Origin of the sequence: Halomonas sp. SpR8 (assembly GCF_031010195.1) — a bacterium.
GTDB lineage: Bacteria > Pseudomonadota > Gammaproteobacteria > Pseudomonadales > Halomonadaceae > Vreelandella.
In genome coordinates this window covers 343,593-362,904 of sequence record NZ_JAUAMC010000001.1, presented here as the reverse complement: position 1 = coordinate 362,904, position 19,312 = coordinate 343,593, and the positions used below count along the sequence as shown (strand labels likewise).

The window sequence follows — 19,312 nt, the reverse complement described above, 5'->3', positions numbered from 1 at the left end:
CTCACTTTTAGAATCTTATGAGATTGTAGCGATTTTGACGTGTATTTGTGCAAACCAACGACGCTAGCTTCTCACTTTTAGAAAGTTATGAGACTGTAGCTATCTTGACGTGCATCTGTTCAAGCCTACGATGCTAGCTTCTCACTTTTAGGAACTTATGAGACTGTAGCTAGCCTCAGGTGAAACTATGCAAACCTACGGAAATAGCTGAATTTTAAGATCCTAGAGACCGTAGACTTCTTATTTATCAAGTATTACGCCCGGCGAACCCCCTAAAAGCGCCAACAGAGCACTGCATTAAAGGTCACGGAATACTGCTGCATACGTTATCGTCCTACCTCTACTCGACAGGAACGATACCTCGTGATGCTATCTGCCCGCTTCTCTCGCGCTTCAGCAAGGCTCACATCAGGGTAAACGCCAAGGCTGGTCATGTTGCGCTTGCCGTTGGGCAATATCCTAAGTTCTAATCCCTGGCCATCGGAAAGGGTGACAATTTTCGTGTCGGGTTTGGTTGCGTTTATCTGTCGAACAGTTAGCACCATGGTGGTATACCGAGCATCTTCGAATGGGAGTATATACCATTCTGTATACCACTTAGCAGCTGGTTTTGGAAGGAATACCAAGGAACAGCGAGGGAGAAAAAATAAAGTCTTTCAGAGTGTTAGACATCATTTTTGGCTTTGTGAGGCCTTCTGAAAACAGCCCGTTGGCGTCCCTGGCAGGAGTCGAACCTGCGACCTGCCGCTTAGGAGGCGGCTGCTCTATCCTACTGAGCTACAGGGACTTAAGCGCTATCTAACTTGCAGGCGCATAGTCTTGCGGGCACGAAGTATAACGCGTCGGCTTAGGCAGGGCCAACCAGGTTGTTGTTTTTTAGAACGTAGCCTAAATCCAGCCGAGCAAACGCAGCGCAAACACGCCTAACGTCACGGTGATGCTGGCCATTAAGGTGGTGATGGCGATGATATTGGCGGATAGCGCGATATTGCCTCCAATCGCTTTTACCATCACAAAGCTGGCAGCGGCGGTGGGGCTAGCAAAGAAGAGGAATAATAAGCCTAGCTGTGCGCCTGAAAAGCCCATCAGCCAAGCCGCTACCGTGGAGATGATCGGTAGCGTCACCATCTTCATAAGGCTTGCGCCTAGTGCCACTTGGCGGCTGTCACGGATGCTCGACACAGAGAGCGTGGCACCAATACAAATCAGCGCCAGCGGCAGCGTCAAGGAGGCAAAATAGTCCCCCGAAGTAATCAGCCAACTGGGCAACGGAATCGAAAACGCAGTAAACGGTAACGCTGCAAACACGGAGATAATGAGCGGGTTAGTGGCCACGTGTTTAAGCAAGCTGCGCCAATCGGTTGACTGACCAGGTTGGTAAGTGGCCAACACCACTACCGAGAGCACGTTGTACAACACAATCACGACACCCAGCAGCAGGCTACCGGCTGAAAGACCATAGTTACCGTACATCCCCGCCGCTAGTGCTAAGCCCACTACGCCGCAGTTACCGCGAAAGGCACCCTGCACGTAAATACCGCGATTCTCACGTGCAACACGGTAGTGCGCCCATACCCAACTCAACAAAAACTGCCCCAGCGTCGCCACGGCAAAAAACACCATAAGCGAAACATCCAGCGCAACGCTCAAGTCGGCTTTCACTAAGCTAAGAAAAATAAGAGTGGGTAGAGTAGCTCTAAACACCAGCGCTGAAGCGGTCGAGACGAAGGCACTATCGATCCATTTCAACCGCTTAAGGCACAGGCCTATAAATACCATCGCAAAGACAGGCAGCGTGACATCAAGCGTGCGGGCAAACAGTTCAAGTAGGTTCACAACGGTGTCTCGGTCAGACTGGATTATCGTAACAAGTTAAGCGCCTGCTTATACTCTACTGCGGAAAAAGTTTTGTCGACCCAATTAGAGCAACTCAACCGGATAGACGTGGGACTAATCATCAATCTAATATGAATTATGGTTATTAACCGACGTATTCACGACGACCCCATCACGGCCCTGGTCTTTAGCTTTGTAGCTACCGGCATCGGCCCGAGCCAATATGTCTGCGACGTTAGTGTCACTTTCATTAAACGCCGTAACGCCAACGCTTAAGGTGACCGTGTATTGCTTGCCTTCATGGGTAACCGCGACTTTTCCAACCGCTTGACGCAGAGCTTCAGCAATTTTCTTCGCCTGAGAAAGAGTACAACTGGGTAGTAGCACCCCAAATTCATCCCCACCCTGACGAGCTATATAGTCGCTACGACGGACAATGGAAGTCACCTCTCGCGCAATCCGACGTAACATTTCATCGCCTAGTGCGTGACCGCCTTCGTCATTAATAGGCTTAAAGTGATCCAAATCGAAAAACATCAGCGCCGAAGGTGTACCGGTTTTTTGAAAATCGGCAAAGGACTCTTCGAGTCGACGTTCAAAGCCGCGGCGATTGAGCAGACCGGTTAACGGGTCGTGTTCAGCCTCCCAACGTTGAATAGCTTCCTGCTCGCGGCGCTCGGTAATGTCTTTTACAACGCCCACCAAGCCAAGGGTGTGACGATTTTGAGAAAGCATAACCACCCTTCCATGTATATCCAGCCACAGCAGCTCATCATCGCTGCGCAAGAAGCGCAATTGACGAATAAACTCATTCCCAGTGAGCAGGCTATGCCGCCACATATCCTGAGCTCCTTCAATATCATCAGGGTGGACCTGGGTCAGCCAAGCATCTATAGGCAAGTCAGCGGAGATCCCTAGCATTTCCAGCAGCGCGGGGTTCATGTAAGTAATGTCGCCGCTAATATTGGCGACAAACATGCCTTGAGGCGCTGCATTAAGCACTGAATCAAGAAATGCCTCGCGCTCATGAAGGTTACCAAGTAAGAACTGCCGCTCTTCTTCTACTCGATTAAACGTAGACGCTACCTGCTGTAGTTCTTGCATATTCGTCGCCAGGCTAACGTTCTCACGATGGCCTTCTCCTACTTCACCAATTTGTTTTTCTAAGTGTTTCAGAGGTAAAAGCTCCCTGCCTAACACCCACCACAGTAGGGGCAACATAGCGAGCGCAAACAAAACCCATAACCACCAAAGTTTCTGAATAAAACCAGCCAAAGGCATTTGCGCTTGCTCAATGGGCAGGTAAAGACCCACTATCCAACTAGCGGGCCATACTTGTGCATAGGACTGAAGAGCCGTTTGACCGTTTAGTGCCTTGCCTAAACCATCTCCCTCCCAGCCATCTAGCGCCAAATCCAGCCAGACGTTCAAACTTTTATCTAGCACGGAGTCGTTTACTAATGCCCTATCGGGGTGATAAAGAATTTTCCCAGATGCAGTCACCACTGCGGCATAACCGCTCTTCCCCAACCGCACTCTAGCTAAACGACTAAATAGCCCCCCAGAATCAAGGCTAACAATGCCACCCACATAGCCATTAAAGTCACCTTGCTGGGTAAAACGCGGAACACTCACTACCACCATGGACATGCGGCTGGCACGGCCTACAAGCGGCTGGCTAACATACGGCTGGCGGGTCCCACGCAGCATTCGGAAGTATTCAAGATCAGCGGTTTCGAGCCCCACCCGACCCACGACAGCGGGCCAATCAGCAACAATGCTCCCTTCGCGGTTGGCGACGACTACTCCCTCGAACAACGCGAGCAGGCTGTCACTCTGCCGCAGTTGGTAACTAAGCCAACCCGCATCATTAATGGTGCCCATAGTTTCACGCAAGCGCTCTAACGACTGGAAACGCACCTCAATCTGCTGGGACACTTCTCCAGCCAGCAGGGTGGCCTCATAACGCAGGTGTGAGATATTCATCTCGTGCACCATTGTTTTTCCCAGTTGCCAGGACATGCCTAATATCAGGGTTATCACCAAAAGCCATGTAAACGCGAGCCCCAGCAGTAGCCGGCCTCGTAACGAGCGGGAAATAAGCCTCGGGTCTAGCGGAAAAGCCAAACGCACGTAGCGTCCTTAATATGCATTAGTATCCATTTGCTGTTACTGGCTGGCCCGGTGTCGCCCTAGCCGTTTCAACAATCAACTTACCAAAATTGTTACCATTGCAAACGTTGACACGTATCAACTGTGCACAACGTTTATAACGAACCGAATAACGCAGCGCCGCTTTCATGAAAATCGGGAGTTTGGTTAAATCTAGGTCGTAGTTTTTTATACGCCTTGAAACCTGTGAAATAAATACTGCAAAAATAAACGACCGTGCCAGTGCTTACCCTGCCCCCCATGGGAAGATAAATTGATAAGCCTAGCTAATTCACGTATGTTCGCCCGCCTACTCACTCTCTTGTTACCTAACTGCGGCCTAATTTATGGCGAAACGAACGGCTGGTTACACATCCTCAGGTATTCGCAAGCTGGCAGCCCTTCCTGCTCTGCTGCCCGAATTTAATCGTTTTGCCCGCATCCGCCCATTCACACAGAAGCCCACCGCCGTCATTGGCTGGGGATTGAAGCCCACGAGCGTACGCGCTCGGCAGTATGCCCAACGTCACCAATTGCCCTACATTGCCCTTGAAGATGGTTTTATACGCTCACTTGGGTTAGGTGTAAACGGCTTTCAGCCTCATAGCATGGTGGTCGATCATACCGGCATTTATTACGATGCCTCGCGCCCTTCTGATTTAGAAAATTGGCTCAATACCGCCACCTTCGATGACGAAGAGCTATATCAAGCGCAGCGCTGCATGGGGCTGATCACCCGCTACCGCCTCTCCAAATATAACCACGCCCCCGACCAGCCCATTAACGATGCCAGCCGAGCACGCGTACTGGTCGTCGACCAAACGGTGGGAGATGCGTCGATTCATTTTGGCGGTGCCCAAGCGGAAAGCTTTCAGCAGATGTTGGAAGCCGCGTTAGAGGATCATCCTGAAAGTGATGTACTGGTCAAAATTCACCCCGACGTTATCGCAGGCAAAAAACACGGCCACCTGCTTAACGCCACAGACCACCCGCGCTGTAAAGTAATCGGTGAAGACCTCAACCCGTGGGCACTGTTTGACCAGGTCGATCACGTCTATGTGGTTACCAGCCAGCTCGGCTTTGAAGCATTGCTTGCCGGTAAGCAGGTGCACTGTTTTGGTCTGCCGTTTTATTCCGGCTGGGGCCTCACCCATGATCAACTGCCCTGCGCCCGCCGTCGCGTTTCTCGTACGCTAGAGGAGGTGTTTGCCGCGGCCTATTTACGCTATTGCCGCTACGCCAACCCTTATACTCAGCAATCAGCCACGCTGGAAGAGACTATCGCCTTGATTGCCGACCAAAGGCGCCAACAGGAGCGCTATCGGGGCGATTGGCTAGCGTGCGGATTTTCCTCGTGGAAGCGACGCTTTATTGGCAACTTTTTAGGCGCTTCCGCGCGAGTGACTTATCAGACCGAACTGCCCGCCAGCCAGCCGCCCACTAAACGGTTACTGGTCTGGTCGAGCCGCATTGATAAAGCGTTTAAACGCCAGCACGCTCAACACATGCCAGAACTCTGGCGCATGGAAGATGGCTTTATCCGCTCGGTAGGCCTCGGGGTGGACCTAACCCAGCCGCTCTCGCTGGTGATTGACTCCCAGGGCATCTATTACGACCCCAGCCAGCCCAGCGACTTAGAAGGGTTATTGAACTGCGCTTCGTTTAGCGACGACCTGCTGCTGCGGGCACAGCATTTACGTGAACGACTGGTGGCACTTAAGCTCTCCAAGTACAACGTGCGCGGCCAAGTGGAGGCCGACTTACCCAAGGGGCGCCACACAATTTTAGTGCCCGGCCAAGTGGAGACCGATGCCTCAATTGCCACCGGCTCCCCGCGTATTAATACCAATAGTGGGTTATTGAGCGCGGTGCGTCACGCCAACCCCGATGCTTTCATTGTCTACAAAGCCCACCCGGATGTATTAAGCGGTGCGCGTGTCGGTGCACTCGATACCGATGCCAAACGTCTGTATGATCTAGACGCCAGTGACATCGACATCGCCACGCTGCTAGAGCGAGTCGATGCGGTTCACACCATGAGCTCCTTGACCGGCTTTGAAGCACTTCTACGCAAGCGTCAAGTAAGCACCTACGGCCTGCCATTTTATGCTGGCTGGGGCTTAACCCAGGATGCGCTAAGCTGCTCACGGCGCACGCGAACCCTGTCGCTAGAAGCGCTAGTTGCCGGCACGCTTATTCTCTACCCCGGCTATGTGGATCCAACGACTCGCCAGCTATGCAACGCTGAGACCGTCGTCAGCCTGTTGGAACAGGCAAGAACACAAAAATCTACCCTTACATGGAAACAGCGACTCTACCGCTGTTATCGTAACTTGTTGATCGGAAGGCATTGAGTTGAAGCATCAGAAGCGTGCATTCTTATTCTTGCAGGGCGTTTGCTCACCGTTTTACCAGCGCTTAGCCAAGCGCCTGGTAAACGATGGGCATCATGTCGTTAAGGTCAACTTCAATGCGGGCGACATCGCCTATTGGCAACGTACTCATGGTGTAAGCCACCTGTTTCGCGGCCCTACCTCAGAGTTACCCGGTTATATCAAAGACCTGTGGCAGCAGTACGCCATTACCGACCAAGTGTTGTTCGGTGACCGCCGCCCTATTCATCGCCCCGCAGTCGATAATGCCGCCGCCGCTGGTGTGCGCACTCATGTGTTCGAGGAGGGCTACTTTCGCCCGTTCTGGATTACGCTGGAGCGCGAAGGCGTTAACGGTCACTCGCTGCTCCCCCGCGACCCCACTTGGTTTTATGAAACCGGCAAAGCGCTGCCTGAGCCACCCGCCCCCGTGCGTTTTCGTTCCTCCTTCAAAATTCGTGCAATGCACGATGTGGGCTATCATCTGGCCGGGTTGGCCAATCCAATCGTTGCGCCGCATTACCGCAATCACGCGCCGATTACCGCCCCCGTCGAGTACGCGGGCTACATCAAGCGCTTTACTCAATTAAAAGCGGTGTGGAAAAAGCGCGATGCCGAGCGCATCAAAACGCTGATTGAAAGCGGCCGCCGCTATTTTATGCTGCCCCTGCAGCTCAATAGTGACGCTCAGATACGCCATCACTCACCCTACGCCGATATGCAGGCCGTCATGGATGAGGTAATGGCGTCGTTTGCCGAACACGCGCCCAGCGATACGCTGCTGTGTATTAAGAATCACCCGCTGGATATGGGGTTAGTCAACTATCCTAAAGTGATCAAGCAGCTTGCCGAGCGTTATGGGCTGCAAGAGCGCATCGTGTATCTAGAGTCGGGGGATCTTAATGCGCTGCTCAAACACGCCAAGGGCAACGTGACCGTTAACAGCACCGTGGGAATCGTGTCGCTAGAGAAACAGTGCCCGACTTTCGCGCTCAGCGACCCAATCTACAACCTGGATGGGCTGACCTACCAGGGAGAGCTGGCGGACTTTTGGCAGCAACCGCAGCCGCCTAGCAGCGAACTGTTTGGCTATTTTCAAAAGACCGTGATGCACGCCGTTCAGGTCAATGGTGGCTATTACTGCCAGCCCAGTATCGATTTAGCGGTGGATAATGCCGCCCGCATCCTGGAAGCCTGCCCGTCGCCGCTGGAGGAGTTACTGTGAGCCAGTCGCAACATTCACGCTGTGTGCTGATCACTGGCGCCACGGGGGCCATTGGTGGCGCTTTAGCCCGCGCCTATGCGGCCCCTGGTACGCATCTAGTGTTACACGGTCGACAAATGGCGAAGCTAGAGGCGCTTGCGGAGATGTGTCGCCAGCAAGGTGCCCAGGTCACGCTCTCGTCAATCAGCCTTACTGACGACCACGCCCTACAACGCTGGTTAGCGGACGTTTGCGCGCAGCAAGTGCCGGATATCGTCATCGCCAACGCGGGAAAAAACACCCACCCCGAAGGTCAGGGCACGCTCGAGCCATGGGAAGATGTGCAAGCGCTGCTGGATCTCAACTTAAAAACCCCCATTGCCATGGTGCAGCACTTAGTGCCCGCCATGCAGGCCCGCGGCAGCGGTCAATTGGTGTTGATTAGCTCCCTCGCTGCCTGGCACGGTTTGCCGACGACGCCCAGCTACAGCGCCAGCAAAGCAGGCATTAAGGCCTACGGCGAAGGACTTCGCGGGCTGCTAGCCCCCCATGGCATTGGTGTCACGGTGGTCATGCCCGGCTACGTCACCTCGCCTATGTGCGAAGCCATGCCCGGGCCAAAACCTTTTGAGTGGCCGCCAGAACGCGCCGCCAACGTCATCAAGCGCGGCGTTAGCGCTAATCGTGCGCGCATCAGCTTTCCTTTTCCGCTCAATTTCGGCACCTGGTGGCTAGCGGTGCTGCCCGCCGGGGTTTCCCAGTGGCTGATCAAACGCCTGGGCTTTAATCACCCAGGCTTTAATCACCCAGGGGACTTGCCCCGTGATTGACACACTCGCTTGGCCCCTACTTGCAGGGCTGTTAATCAGCGGCGTGTTTGAAGCCCTGCTTAGCCCTCGGCCGCGCCCCTTCTGGCAGCGCGGTATAGCAGCGAGTGGTGTGCATATTGGCTCATGGCTACTGCTGTTTGGACTCTTGGTGTTGCTTCTCCAGCGGCCCTGGTTTGCGGTCATGGTATTTCTCTCGCTGCAGTTGGTGGTCGTGCAGTCGAGTAACACCAAATCGCATACGCTTTATGAACCGTTTATTTGTCACGATTTTGAATACTTTTGGGATGCGGTGCTGCATCCGCGTTTATACGTGCCCTTTTTCGGCATTGGCTTGGCCATTGCCGCCAGTAGCGCCGCTGCGGTCGCCATTGGTGCGTTTTTTTACTGGGAAAGCTCGCTGGTGACCAGCGCAGGCGCTAGCCACTTTCTCATCAATGCGTTTGGGCTGATCGCCGCCGGGACGATTCTGCTTGCCATTAGCGTCCCTCGACTACCTGCCATTACCTTGCAGCCCGTGGAAGACATGCATCGATTGGGGCTTTTCGCCAGCCTGTGGGCCTACGGTGTCGCGCTAATGCGCTCCCCCGTTCCCAGTCCCGAGCAATCACCTTTTCACGCTTTAACACCAGTCGCGAAAGCGCATCAAAGCGAACAACCACTGCCTAATATAGTGCTGGTACAGAGTGAAGCGTTTTTCGACCCGCGCCCGTGGTGTACGGACGTAAACGCACAAGTGCTCAAACATTTCGACGCCACCCGCGCAAACGCCACCCTGCACGGCGCATTAAACGTGCCCGCTTGGGGGGCTAATACCGTGCGTACTGAGTGTGCCGTATTAACCGGCATTACGCCTGACCAGTGGGGCGCGCGCCAGTTTAACCCATACCGCACGCTGTCACGCCACCCGCGGCCCAGTTTGGCGAGCGCGCTAAAAGCGGCAGGCTATCGCACCGTCTGCGTGCATCCGTACCTAGCGAGTTTCTATTTTCGCCACAAAGTAATCCCCCAATTAGGCTTTGACCACTTTATAGATATCAACGCCTTCAAGAGCAGCGACAAAAACGGTCAGTACATTGGTGACTTAGCCGTTGCACGAAAGATTGGACGCCTGCTTGAAGATGACGATAATAGGCCGCTATTTATTTTTGTTATCACCATGGAAAATCACGGCCCGCTACATTTAGAAGCACCGAACCAAGCGACGTTAGCGGCAACGCTGCCTAATGCGCCGTGGCCGCTACCCGGCCATCTGCGTGACCTCGCGGTCTATTTGCACCATTTAAGTGAATCCGACAAGATGCTGGAAAGCGTTAAAAATTCGCTGAATACAGCAAATCGACCAGGCCTGCTAGGCTGGTATGGGGACCATGTGCCGATTCTGTCGGAGGCGTATGCACACTTTACGCCCCCTGATAGCCGTACCCCCTACATGTTATGGTCAACGGAATATACGGCAACGGCGTATTTGGCAACGGCTGATGTTAATACGGCTAAAGTCAAGACAGGCAGTGAGCCACACGAACTGGCCGCAAACGAACTGGGTGTCCAACTATTCAAACAGGTGTTTGGACACGGTATAAGTAGCGATGTGATCAAGGCAGAACCAGAACCTCAGGAGCAAGAATGACTAAACGCGTTGCCATCATCGGCGCCGCCCATCGTTTCCCAGGCACCACCCCTGAAACGTTCTGGCAGGACCTGCAAGCCGAAAAAGATTTAGTAACCGAAGTGGCTGCTGACCGCTGGAGCCTTGACGCCTATCAGCACCCAGACAAGCGCCACCCCGGCACCAGCGTGACGTTTGCCGCTGGCAGCCTAGGCGACATCAGCGGGTTTGATGCCGAGTTTTTTGGTATTTCGCCCCGCGAAGCGGCCAATATGGATCCCCAACAACGCATGCTCCTAGAGCTCGCCTGGGAAGCTATGGAAGACGCCAGCATTGTGCCGAGCTCACTGCGCGGCAGTCAGTGCGGGGTGTTCTTAGGCGTGGCCAGTCTCGATTACTCTTATCGAATCGCCGACGATATGGGGGCTATTGACGCCTCCACCGCCACCGGCAACACCTCGAGCATCGCCTCGAATCGCTTGTCTTACGTATTTGATCTACACGGCCCCAGCATGTCGCTGGATACCGCCTGCTCATCCTCCATGGTGGCCTTTCACCAAGCCTGCCAAGCGATTCGCAGTGGTGAAACCAACATGGCGCTGGCGGGTGGCATAAGCCTGCACCTGCATCCCTACGGCTTTATCATCTTCTCCAAAGCCAGCATGCTCTCGCCCACTGGCCGCTGCCAAGTGTTTGACGAAGCAGGCAACGGCTATGTGCGCTCGGAAGGGGCCGGTATTTTCCTGCTCAAAGATTACGACCAGGCGGTAGCCGACGGCGACAATATTATTGCCGTCGTCGCAGGCTCTGCGGTCAACACTGATGGTTATAAATCCGGCCTGACGGTGCCCAACCCCAGCGCTCAGATTGACCTGATGAAGCGCGCCTACGAGCAGGCAGGCATTTCGCCGGACGAGATCGACTACCTGGAAGCCCACGGTACCGGCACCGCAGTGGGCGATCCGATTGAAACCCGTGCGATTGGTGAAGCGCTTGGCCAGCAGCGTAAAACGCCGCTACTGATTGGCTCGGTGAAAAGCAACCTGGGCCACCTGGAAACCGCTTCCGGCGCGGCGGGGCTTGCCAAAGCGCTCTACAGCATTCAACACCGAGAAGTGCCGGCGACCATTGGTATTCGCAAGCTTAATCCGCGCATCAAATTTGATGAGTGGAATTTGTCAGTCGTCACGAAAGGCCAGCCGCTAAAAAAACAGGGCCGCCTGGTGATTGGCGTGAACTCTTTCGGTTTTGGCGGGGCCAACGCCCACGTTATCTTGGAAAGCCCACCCGAGCGAGCCACGCCTGAGCCGCAGGTTATCAACGCGCCGCTGCCGATTCGCTTAAGCGCCCGCAGCGAAACCGCCTTAACAGAAAGTGCCGAATATCTCGCTGCCTATCTGCGCGAAAACGACGACAGCCGCTTTTATGACATCGCCTACACGCTGTTCAACCACCGTGAGCGGCATCGTCATGGGGCGCTGTTGTTTGCTCAAACCACTGAAGAAGCGGCCACCCAGCTCAGCGCATTTGCCGCCGGTGAAACGCACAGCCTGACCACGCTTGAGGGCTTACCCAATGCGGTAGGCCCAGTGTTCGTTTACGATGGCAACGGCTGCCAGTGGGAAACCATGGGTCGCGATCTGCTCAACGATTCGCCGGTTTTCGCTGCCGCTATCGACCGCGTTGACGCGCTCTTTCAGCAGCACGGTGACTTCTCGCTGCGCGCCGAATTAGAAGGCCGTAACGGGCAACGCGATGATAACCGCTTCGGGCTGACCGAGATCGCCCAGCCTGCCCTATTTGCGCTGCAAGTGGCGCTCACTGAATGGCTCTACGAGCAGGACATTACCCCTACTGCGGTATTCGGCCATAGCGTGGGTGAAGTCGCCGCTGCCTGGGCCAGCGGCGCGCTGAGCCTGGAAGACGCCGTCAAAGTCATTTACTTCCGCAGCCACTACCAGGGCAAAACCCGCAGTCAAGGCGAAATGACCGCCGTAGCCATGAGCGCCGATGCTATCGCCGAGTGGCTCGAAAAGCCCGAGTTCAAGCAAGTGTGCCTGGCCGGTATCAACAGCCCGAAAGGGATTACCCTGGCAGGCGATAGTCAACAGCTAGGCGCACTGGAAGCCGCCCTGAGCGAGCAGGATATATTTGCCAAACGCCTGCCGCTGGATTACGCCTTCCACAGCCCCGCGATGGACAGTATTAAAGCGGGCGTCATCGATGCCCTGGCAGATATCGCCCCGCGTGCGACGCAAATCCCCTACTACTCCACCGTGACCGGCGCCCTCAGCGACGGCCTCGAACTGGACGCCACCTACTGGTGGAAAAACATCCGTGAGCCGGTACTGTTTGACGCCGCCGCGAGCGCGCTGATTGAACAAGGCAATAACGTCTTTATCGAGATTGGCGCCCACCCCATCCTGCGCCGCTATCTCAATGAATCACTGCGCCAGTTGGAGCACCCAGGCTTGGTCTTTGGCACCATTGAGCGCCACAAGCCGGGCCTAGAGGGGCTTGAGCGCTGCTTGAGTCAACTGCTGCTGAGCGGTCTTGCTATCAATAGCCGCCAGCTACCGGTAGTAGGCCAGCGCGTGCCGTTACCGCGCTATGCCTGGCAGCGTAGCCACCACTGGGTTCATGGCACCAACGACGGCCAAGGCCTGCTTTCGCGCTACTACCAGCACCCGCTACTGGGTTACCCGCTGGCGCAGCACGGGCACACCTGGGAAAGCCAGCTCGACACCCAGCGTCAGCCCTGGCTTGCCGACCACGTTGTTGGCGAAGGTGCGGTATTCCCCGGCGCCGGTTTTGTCGAGCTCACCCTAGCCGCAGCGCTACAGCTAAAAGACAGCCCGCTGCTTGATATCGAAGAGCTGGAAATTCGTGCGCCGCTGCTGCTGGATGGGCTCCATGGACGTTCAATGCGCCTCACTTACCTGCCGGTAGATGGCCGCCTGGAGATCCACTCTCGCGAACCCGCCTCCGGGGTTGAGTGGCAGTTGAATGCCGTCGCCCGCACCATGCGCGAAAGCCGTGGCTTTTTGCTCAACCGCAAAGCGCCAGCGCTGCCCACCCGAGCACCGGACTACACGCTGGCAGACCACCTGGCAATGGCCGAGCGTATTGGCCTGCACTACGGCCCCGCTTTCCAGGCGATCTCCCACGGCTGGATTGACGGCGATACGGTGATTGGCGAAATCGCCTTGTCGGAGGACGTAGCAGCACAGTTAGCGTCCCTGCACGTACACCCTGGCATTCTGGATAGCGCCTTCCAGATGTTTATCCCGCTGCTCGCCCAGCACAGCGAGTTTGCCGCCCAGCTCGCCTTCGTACCGGTTCGCGTGGGGCGCATTCAAGTCAACACCCAGGCCGGTGCGCCGGTTCTCGCCCGCGCCGTGATGGGCAAGCGTGCACCGCACTCCTTTACCGCCGATTTTGAGCTCTATGACGCCGCGGGTAATGCCGTCGCCGTATTGAGCAAAACCCGCTTTAAGGCAATTCGTCTCAACCGCGCTCGTCATCAGCACTTCAGCTATTTGGATGTGCAACTGACGCCAGCGCCGCTGCAGGCGGAGCCGCTGGCACTGCCCGGTGATGCGCTCGCCCGGTTGGCCGATATCGCCAGCGTTTACGCCGAACGTACCGGCCAGCGCTACGGCAGCGAAGTCGCCCCACTGCTCGATAGCCTGAGCGAAGCGTTTGCCCAACAAGGTTCGCAAGAGGCGGAACAGCAAGCGCAGCACGCGCCGGACGATATCTGGCAACTGTTGGTGCAGGACTACCCCGACTACTTTGCGCCCATTCATCTAGTGGGGCGTTTAGGACTGCATCAGCAGGCGCTGCGCAGCAACACGAGTGACCTGGAAAGCCTGGGCATTAACCAGGACAATCTAGCGCGCTTAAACCGTGTGCTGGTAGGCGAAAGCGGCTGGCAGGCGTTGGCAGGCGAGTTAGGTGAGCTGATCGATGCATTGATCGCAGAGCTCCCCGCCGGACAGCGCTTGCAACTGCTAGAAGCGGGGCCCAGTGCACCGGCTTTAGGCGAGCGCCTGCTGGAACGCAGTGCCCAATCGCTTTACCACGACCTAACGCATTACAGGGTGATCACGACCCTCGATAGCGCGCGCCATCAGGCGGAGCAGATGCAAGAACGCTTCCCGCTTATCGATTTGCTGCACCTGGACCCAAACGAACCCACCCCATTAGCCGCGCCCGCTAGCGTTGAAAAATCGCAGCTGGCGTTTGTGAGTGTCGATATCACCCAGCCAACCGCCACGCGTCAGCTAATTGAGGCGCTGCCAGCACAGTTGGCCCCCGGCGCTCAGGTAATGCTGGTAGGCATAGCGCCCAGCCGCTGGTTGGATGACCTACTGGCCACGCCAGGCATCGATCAAACCCCGCTTGAACAAGACACGCTGGTCGGCTGGCTGAACGACCAGGGCTTTGTGGTTTCCTCGCCGATGAAGCTGGAAGAGAGCGACAGCGGCGCCTACTTACTTCACGCCCACTATCCTCTCGATACGCCATCCGTAGACGCCGTTGCCAGCTCAACACAGCGCAGGCATTTGGTCGTAGCGGATCAGCACAGCGAGGCACTCGCTGCCAAGTTGGTTGAGGCACTGCAACAGCTAGGCACTCCGGCGCTGCTCAGCGTGAGCCAAGGCGCGCCCGCTGAGCTGCTGACCCAGGCGTTGAGCCATTCCGCACTCGCCCAGCATAGTGAGCAAACGCTCAATGTGATTGACCTGCGTGGCCTCGGCGCCAACACCACCGATGCGCAAACTGCCCGTTGTGAGCACGCTCTGGAGTGGACGCTGGCGCTAGAGCAGCAATCACTCACCGCGTCCTTATGGTTAGTCACCAACGGCCTAAGCACGCTCTGGCACGAATCGGCTGCCAGCGAGGGTAATAGCGCAGCTGAAGTTCCCGGCGATGCCGCCTTATGGGGCTTTGGTCGCTCGCTGGCCAACGAAGCCGTAGGCCATAGCGTCTATCTGCTCGATGTCCCGGCGGCGATCAGCGAACCCGCGCTTAGCGCCTGGGCAATGTTCCTGGCCCAACCGGACAGCGAGAACGAAGCGCTTATTGATGACCAGGGCCACCGCTTTGCTACCCGGCTACGTACGCTGCCAGCACCTCGCCCCGATTCGATACAGCAAACCGCGCAGCCACGTCAGGCAATGAGTCTCGGTTTTGCCATGCCCGGCCAGTTGCGCCAGTTAAGCTGGCGGCCACGTTTACTGCCGGAAGCCAGCGCCGACGAGGTTGAAATCAGCGTTAAAGCCACCGGGCTTAATTTCCGCGATGTGATGTACACCCTGGGCCTGCTCTCTGATGAAGCCATAGAGAACGGCTTTGCCGGACCAACGCTGGGCCTCGAATTTGCGGGCGTGGTAGAAAGCGTGGGGAGTAATGTCACCCATGTGACGCCAGGCCAAGCCGTGGTCGGGTTCGGCCCCGCCAGCTTTAGCGATAAGCTTATCGCCAGCCAGCATGCGGTTGCACCGCTGCCGGAAGGCATTAGTTTTGCCGCTGCCGCTACTATCCCGACGACCTTCTTCACGGTCTATTACGCGCTCAAACAATTAGCGCGGGTAGAGCCCGGCGAGAAGGTACTGATCCACGGCGCTGCAGGCGGCGTGGGCATTGCCGCGCTGCAGATTGCCCAGTGGCTGGGGGCGGAAATTTACGCCACGGTAGGCTCCGAAGAGAAGCGCGACTTCCTGCGCCTGATGGGCATCGAGCGGCTCTACGATTCTCGCTCGCTCACCTTCGCCGAAGAGATCCTCGAAGACACCAATGGCGAGGGCGTCGATGTAGTGCTTAACTCGCTGGCCGGGGAAGCGATTAACCAGAACCTGCGCGCCCTGCGCCCGTTCGGCCGCTTCCTGGAACTGGGTAAACGCGACTTCTATGAAAACACCCATATCGGACTGCGCCCGTTCCGCAACAACTTAAGCTACTTCGGTATCGACTCCGATCAGCTAATGAAAGTGCAGCCCGCGCTTACCCAACGCCTGTTTGGCGAAATGATGGCGCTGTTTAACGACGGCACGCTAAGCCCACTGCCGTTTACCTCATTTAGCCATAGTCAGGTAATCGATGCCTTCCGCTATATGCAGCAGGCACGCCAGATTGGCAAAGTGGTCGTTACTTACGAACAGCCCATCGCGCCGCCGCAAAACGACGTACTGGGCACGGCCTCCATGCAGCTATCTGCCGAAGCGAGCTACCTGGTGACCGGTGGCCTGGGCGGTTTCGGCTTAAAAACGGCGCAATGGCTAGTCGGAAAAGGCGCGCGGCAGCTAATTCTGCTCAGCCGTAGCGGCCCCGCCAGCGAAGAGGCCCAAGCTGCAGTGGCTGCTTTTGAGCAGCAAGGCGTAAAAGTAATCGCTGCCGCCTGCGATATCACCGACCGCACTGCACTGGCCAAGGTACTTGAGCGTGTTGAGGGTGAGCTTGCGCCGCTACGCGGTATTGTGCACGCCGCCACGGTGATCGATGACGGCTTGATTCGCAATCTGGACGCTGAGCGCATTCAAAAAGTGCTTGCGCCTAAAATCGACGGTGCTCGCCATCTCGATGCGCTGACCCGCGAGGCCGAGCTGGATTTCTTTGTGCTCTACTCGTCGGCGACCACCCTGTTCGGCAACCCTGGCCAAGCCAACTACGTCGCCGCCAACCACTGGCTGGAAGCGTTTGCCGCCAACCGCCGCGCAGCGGGATTACCGGCGACCTGCGTGCGTTGGGGCGCGATTGAAGATGTCGGATTCCTGGCCCGCAACACACGCACCCGGGATGCCCTGCAAGAGCGTCTCGGCGGTTCCGCGCTAAGCTCGGATGACGCGCTGAACGTGCTCGAACAAATGTTGCTAACCCCTGGGCCAAGCCTGGGTGTGCTGGAACTGGAGTGGGGCGCGCTTGCCCGCTTCCTGCCCACGGCTGAAGCGCCGCGCTTTAATGAAATTGCCCGCGCCAGTGACGACGACGGCAGTGTCGATGCCGACGACAATATCAGCGCTCTACTGGCCGACCTCTCCCCCGAGGAGCTGCACAGCACGGTCACCGACCTGCTACGCGCCGAACTGGCCAGCATTCTGCTGATCGATGAAGAGAAGCTCGATATTCACCGTTCGGTCTACGACATGGGCTTTGATTCGCTGATGGGCGTAGAGCTAATGACCGCTATCGAGAACCGTTTGGGTGTACAGGTGTCAGTGATGGTGCTCAGCGAAGCATCGACGTTGGATAAACTGGCGGGCGTGCTGATTCAGAAAATGCAGCAGCACGATGATGATGTTGAAGACGCCCCGCAAGATGCGATAGCCTCGCTGGCCGCACAGCATGGCGCCGAAGGGTTAACCGCTGAGCCTACGTCCGCTTCCTCATCACCCGCGACCGAGACACCATGACAGTCAAGCGCTCTGAACTGAAACAGCAACTACTGCAACAAGCACGCAAGCGTACCGCGACGCGTGCGCCCGGCGCTGCCGCTCACTCCGCCAATGGCCAAGGGGCTGAGCAGCGCACGGTGCCCGAGCGCTTTACTCGTTTTGATGCCCAGCCCGGCTATCAGCAAATTGCCATGATGCGCCAGGCCGCCGAACAGTTAGGTTTGGTCGACCCGTTCTTCAAGGTGCACGAAGGCACCGCCGGGGCAACCAGCGTGATCAACGGCAAAAACTGTATCAACTTTGCCAGCTACAACTATCTCGGCTTCTCAGGCGACCCGCGCATCAATCAGGCCGCCTGCGATGCCGTGGCTCGATACGGCACGTCAGTCTCAGCCAGCCGCGTAGTCTCCGGCGAACGGCCGATTCATCAGGAACTGGAACAAGCCCTGGCCAAGGCTTATGACGTCGAAGACGCCGTGGCGTTTGTCAGTGGCCACGCCACCAATGTTTCGACGCTGGGTTACCTGCTCGGCCCCAAAGACTTAGTACTTCATGACGAGTATATTCACAACAGCTCGTTAGTCGGCGCGCAGCTCTCCGGCGCCAAACGCATGCCGTTTAGCCATAACGACCCTGACGCGCTGGAAACGTTATTGGCACGTCACAGGCATCAGTTTGAGCGTGTCCTGGTGGTAATCGAAGGGCTCTACAGCATGGATGGTGACATTCCTGAGCTACCGCGTTTTATCGAGCTCAAGCAGCGTTTTCAGTCATGGTTAATGGTCGATGAAGCCCACTCGTTCGGCGTAATCGGCGACACCGGCCTGGGGCTTCGCGAGCATTTCGATATCGACCCGCGCGACGTGGATATCTGGATGGGCACCATGAGCAAAGCCATGGCAGGCTGCGGTGGTTATATCGCCGGTAGCAAACCGCTGGTGGAGACCCTGCGCTATCTGGCGCCTGGCTTTCTCTACAGTGTCGGCATGCCCACCCAAGTCGCCGCGCCTTCACTGGCCGCGCTGCAATTGATGCAGCAAGAGCCAGAGCGGGTACAGCGCCTGCATGCCATTTCGCGCTACTTTCTAGAACAAGCCCGCGCGCGCGGCTTAGATACCGGCAAAAGCATCGGTGCGGCGGTGGTTCCGGTGATTATCGGTAGCTCAGCAGCAGCCGCCCGTCTCTCCAACGCTCTACTGGAGCAGCAGATCAACGTACAGCCGATTCTGTATCCTGCGGTACCCGAAAAAAGCGCACGGCTACGCTTCTTCCTTTCGTGTGACCACTCCCAGGCACACATCGACCAAACGCTAGATGCAGTCGCTGCGCTGCTGTCCTAATGTCGCAGCAGTGACAACGCTTAAGGCCCAAAGGATAAGCGCATGAACGCTCACAGCGACCAGATTGGCGCAACGCCCTCCTGGTACGTTATTCAATGCAAAGGGGGCGAATCTTTCCGCGCCGCCGAACACCTCACCAACCAAGGGTTTGAGGTGTTCCATCCCGTGCTGAATAGCCAACGCAAACGCCAGGGCAAGCTCACCACCGTGACCGAGCCGCTGTTTCCTTACTATCTTTTCATCCGCCTGGATCAGGTCGCCAGTGACTGGCGACCGATTCGCTCCACCCGTGGCGTTCTTCGCCTGCTCACATTCGGCAACAGACCGGTAGCCACCCCAGATGCGTTAATCGACGCCCTGCGTGCGCAGCCACACCGCCAGGAAGGCACTCACACCTACTTCTGCGCCGGCGAAAAAGTCACCATCACCGACGGCCCCTTCAAAGACCTCGAAGCCATCTTCACCCGCTGCAAAGGCGAAGAGCGCGCCATCGTGCTGCTTAATGTGCTTAATCGGCCACAGCACCTCGACCTCCCTATCGACACTTTAAGCAAGGTATAAACAGCAGGCTAAGGG

At 56.6% G+C, this 19,312-nt stretch carries 10 protein-coding genes and 1 tRNA gene; 7 read left to right on the top strand and 4 right to left on the bottom strand.

Features of this window, described 5'->3' with window-relative positions; translation table 11 throughout:
• Positions 1-326 precede the first annotated feature (326 nt).
• The 4 genes from QT230_RS20830 to QT230_RS01585 all read right to left on the bottom strand — a co-directional run bounded on the left by QT230_RS20830 (position 327) and on the right by QT230_RS01585 (position 3,822).
• Positions 327-545: an Arm DNA-binding domain-containing protein gene (locus QT230_RS20830; protein ID WP_374694431.1), complete on the bottom strand. Its 219-nt coding sequence runs from the start codon at positions 543-545 to the stop codon at positions 327-329.
• A 165-nt stretch (positions 546-710) separates the two neighbouring features.
• A tRNA-Arg gene (locus tag QT230_RS01595) sits at positions 711-787 on the bottom strand.
• Between the two features lie 101 nt (positions 788-888).
• Positions 889-1,836 carry an AEC family transporter gene (locus QT230_RS01590; RefSeq protein WP_308319736.1) on the bottom strand — a complete coding sequence of 316 codons (948 nt, stop codon included), beginning with the start codon at positions 1,834-1,836 and terminating at the stop codon, positions 889-891.
• A 126-nt stretch (positions 1,837-1,962) separates the two neighbouring features.
• Positions 1,963-3,822, bottom strand: coding sequence for a diguanylate cyclase domain-containing protein (locus tag QT230_RS01585; RefSeq protein WP_308319735.1), 1,860 nt, complete (start codon positions 3,820-3,822; stop codon positions 1,963-1,965).
• A gap of 512 nt (positions 3,823-4,334) precedes the next feature.
• Between QT230_RS01585 and QT230_RS01580 the strand changes: the two genes are divergently transcribed.
• Genes QT230_RS01580 through rfaH form a run of 7 tightly spaced genes read left to right on the top strand, consistent with a single transcriptional unit; the run spans position 4,335 to position 19,297 of the window.
• On the top strand, positions 4,335-6,341 hold the full coding sequence (locus QT230_RS01580; RefSeq protein ID WP_308319734.1) for a capsular polysaccharide biosynthesis protein: 2,007 nt from the start codon (positions 4,335-4,337) through the stop codon (positions 6,339-6,341).
• Between the two features lies 1 nt (position 6,342).
• Positions 6,343-7,584: a capsular biosynthesis protein gene (locus QT230_RS01575; RefSeq protein ID WP_308319733.1), complete on the top strand. Its 1,242-nt coding sequence runs from the start codon at positions 6,343-6,345 to the stop codon at positions 7,582-7,584.
• The gene (locus tag QT230_RS01570; protein ID WP_308319732.1) at positions 7,581-8,393 is read left to right on the top strand and encodes an SDR family NAD(P)-dependent oxidoreductase; all 813 of its coding nucleotides are present in this window, start codon (positions 7,581-7,583) and stop codon (positions 8,391-8,393) included. Before QT230_RS01575 ends, QT230_RS01570 begins: the two co-directional genes overlap by 4 nt.
• On the top strand, positions 8,386-10,020 hold the full coding sequence (locus tag QT230_RS01565) for an LTA synthase family protein (RefSeq protein WP_308319731.1): 1,635 nt from the start codon (positions 8,386-8,388) through the stop codon (positions 10,018-10,020). The genes QT230_RS01570 and QT230_RS01565 overlap by 8 nt, the downstream gene beginning before the upstream one ends.
• Positions 10,017-17,414: a type I polyketide synthase gene (locus QT230_RS01560; protein ID WP_308319730.1), complete on the top strand. Its 7,398-nt coding sequence runs from the start codon at positions 10,017-10,019 to the stop codon at positions 17,412-17,414. Before QT230_RS01565 ends, QT230_RS01560 begins: the two co-directional genes overlap by 4 nt.
• Complete coding sequence (locus tag QT230_RS01555; protein ID WP_308319729.1) at positions 17,411-18,736, top strand: aminotransferase class I/II-fold pyridoxal phosphate-dependent enzyme; 1,326 nt, start codon at positions 17,411-17,413, stop codon at positions 18,734-18,736. The genes QT230_RS01560 and QT230_RS01555 overlap by 4 nt, the downstream gene beginning before the upstream one ends.
• Before the next feature lie 42 nt (positions 18,737-18,778).
• Positions 18,779-19,297, top strand: a complete 519-nt coding sequence (gene rfaH / locus QT230_RS01550) for a transcription/translation regulatory transformer protein RfaH (RefSeq protein WP_308319728.1) — start codon at positions 18,779-18,781, stop codon at positions 19,295-19,297.
• Positions 19,298-19,312 lie beyond the last annotated feature (15 nt).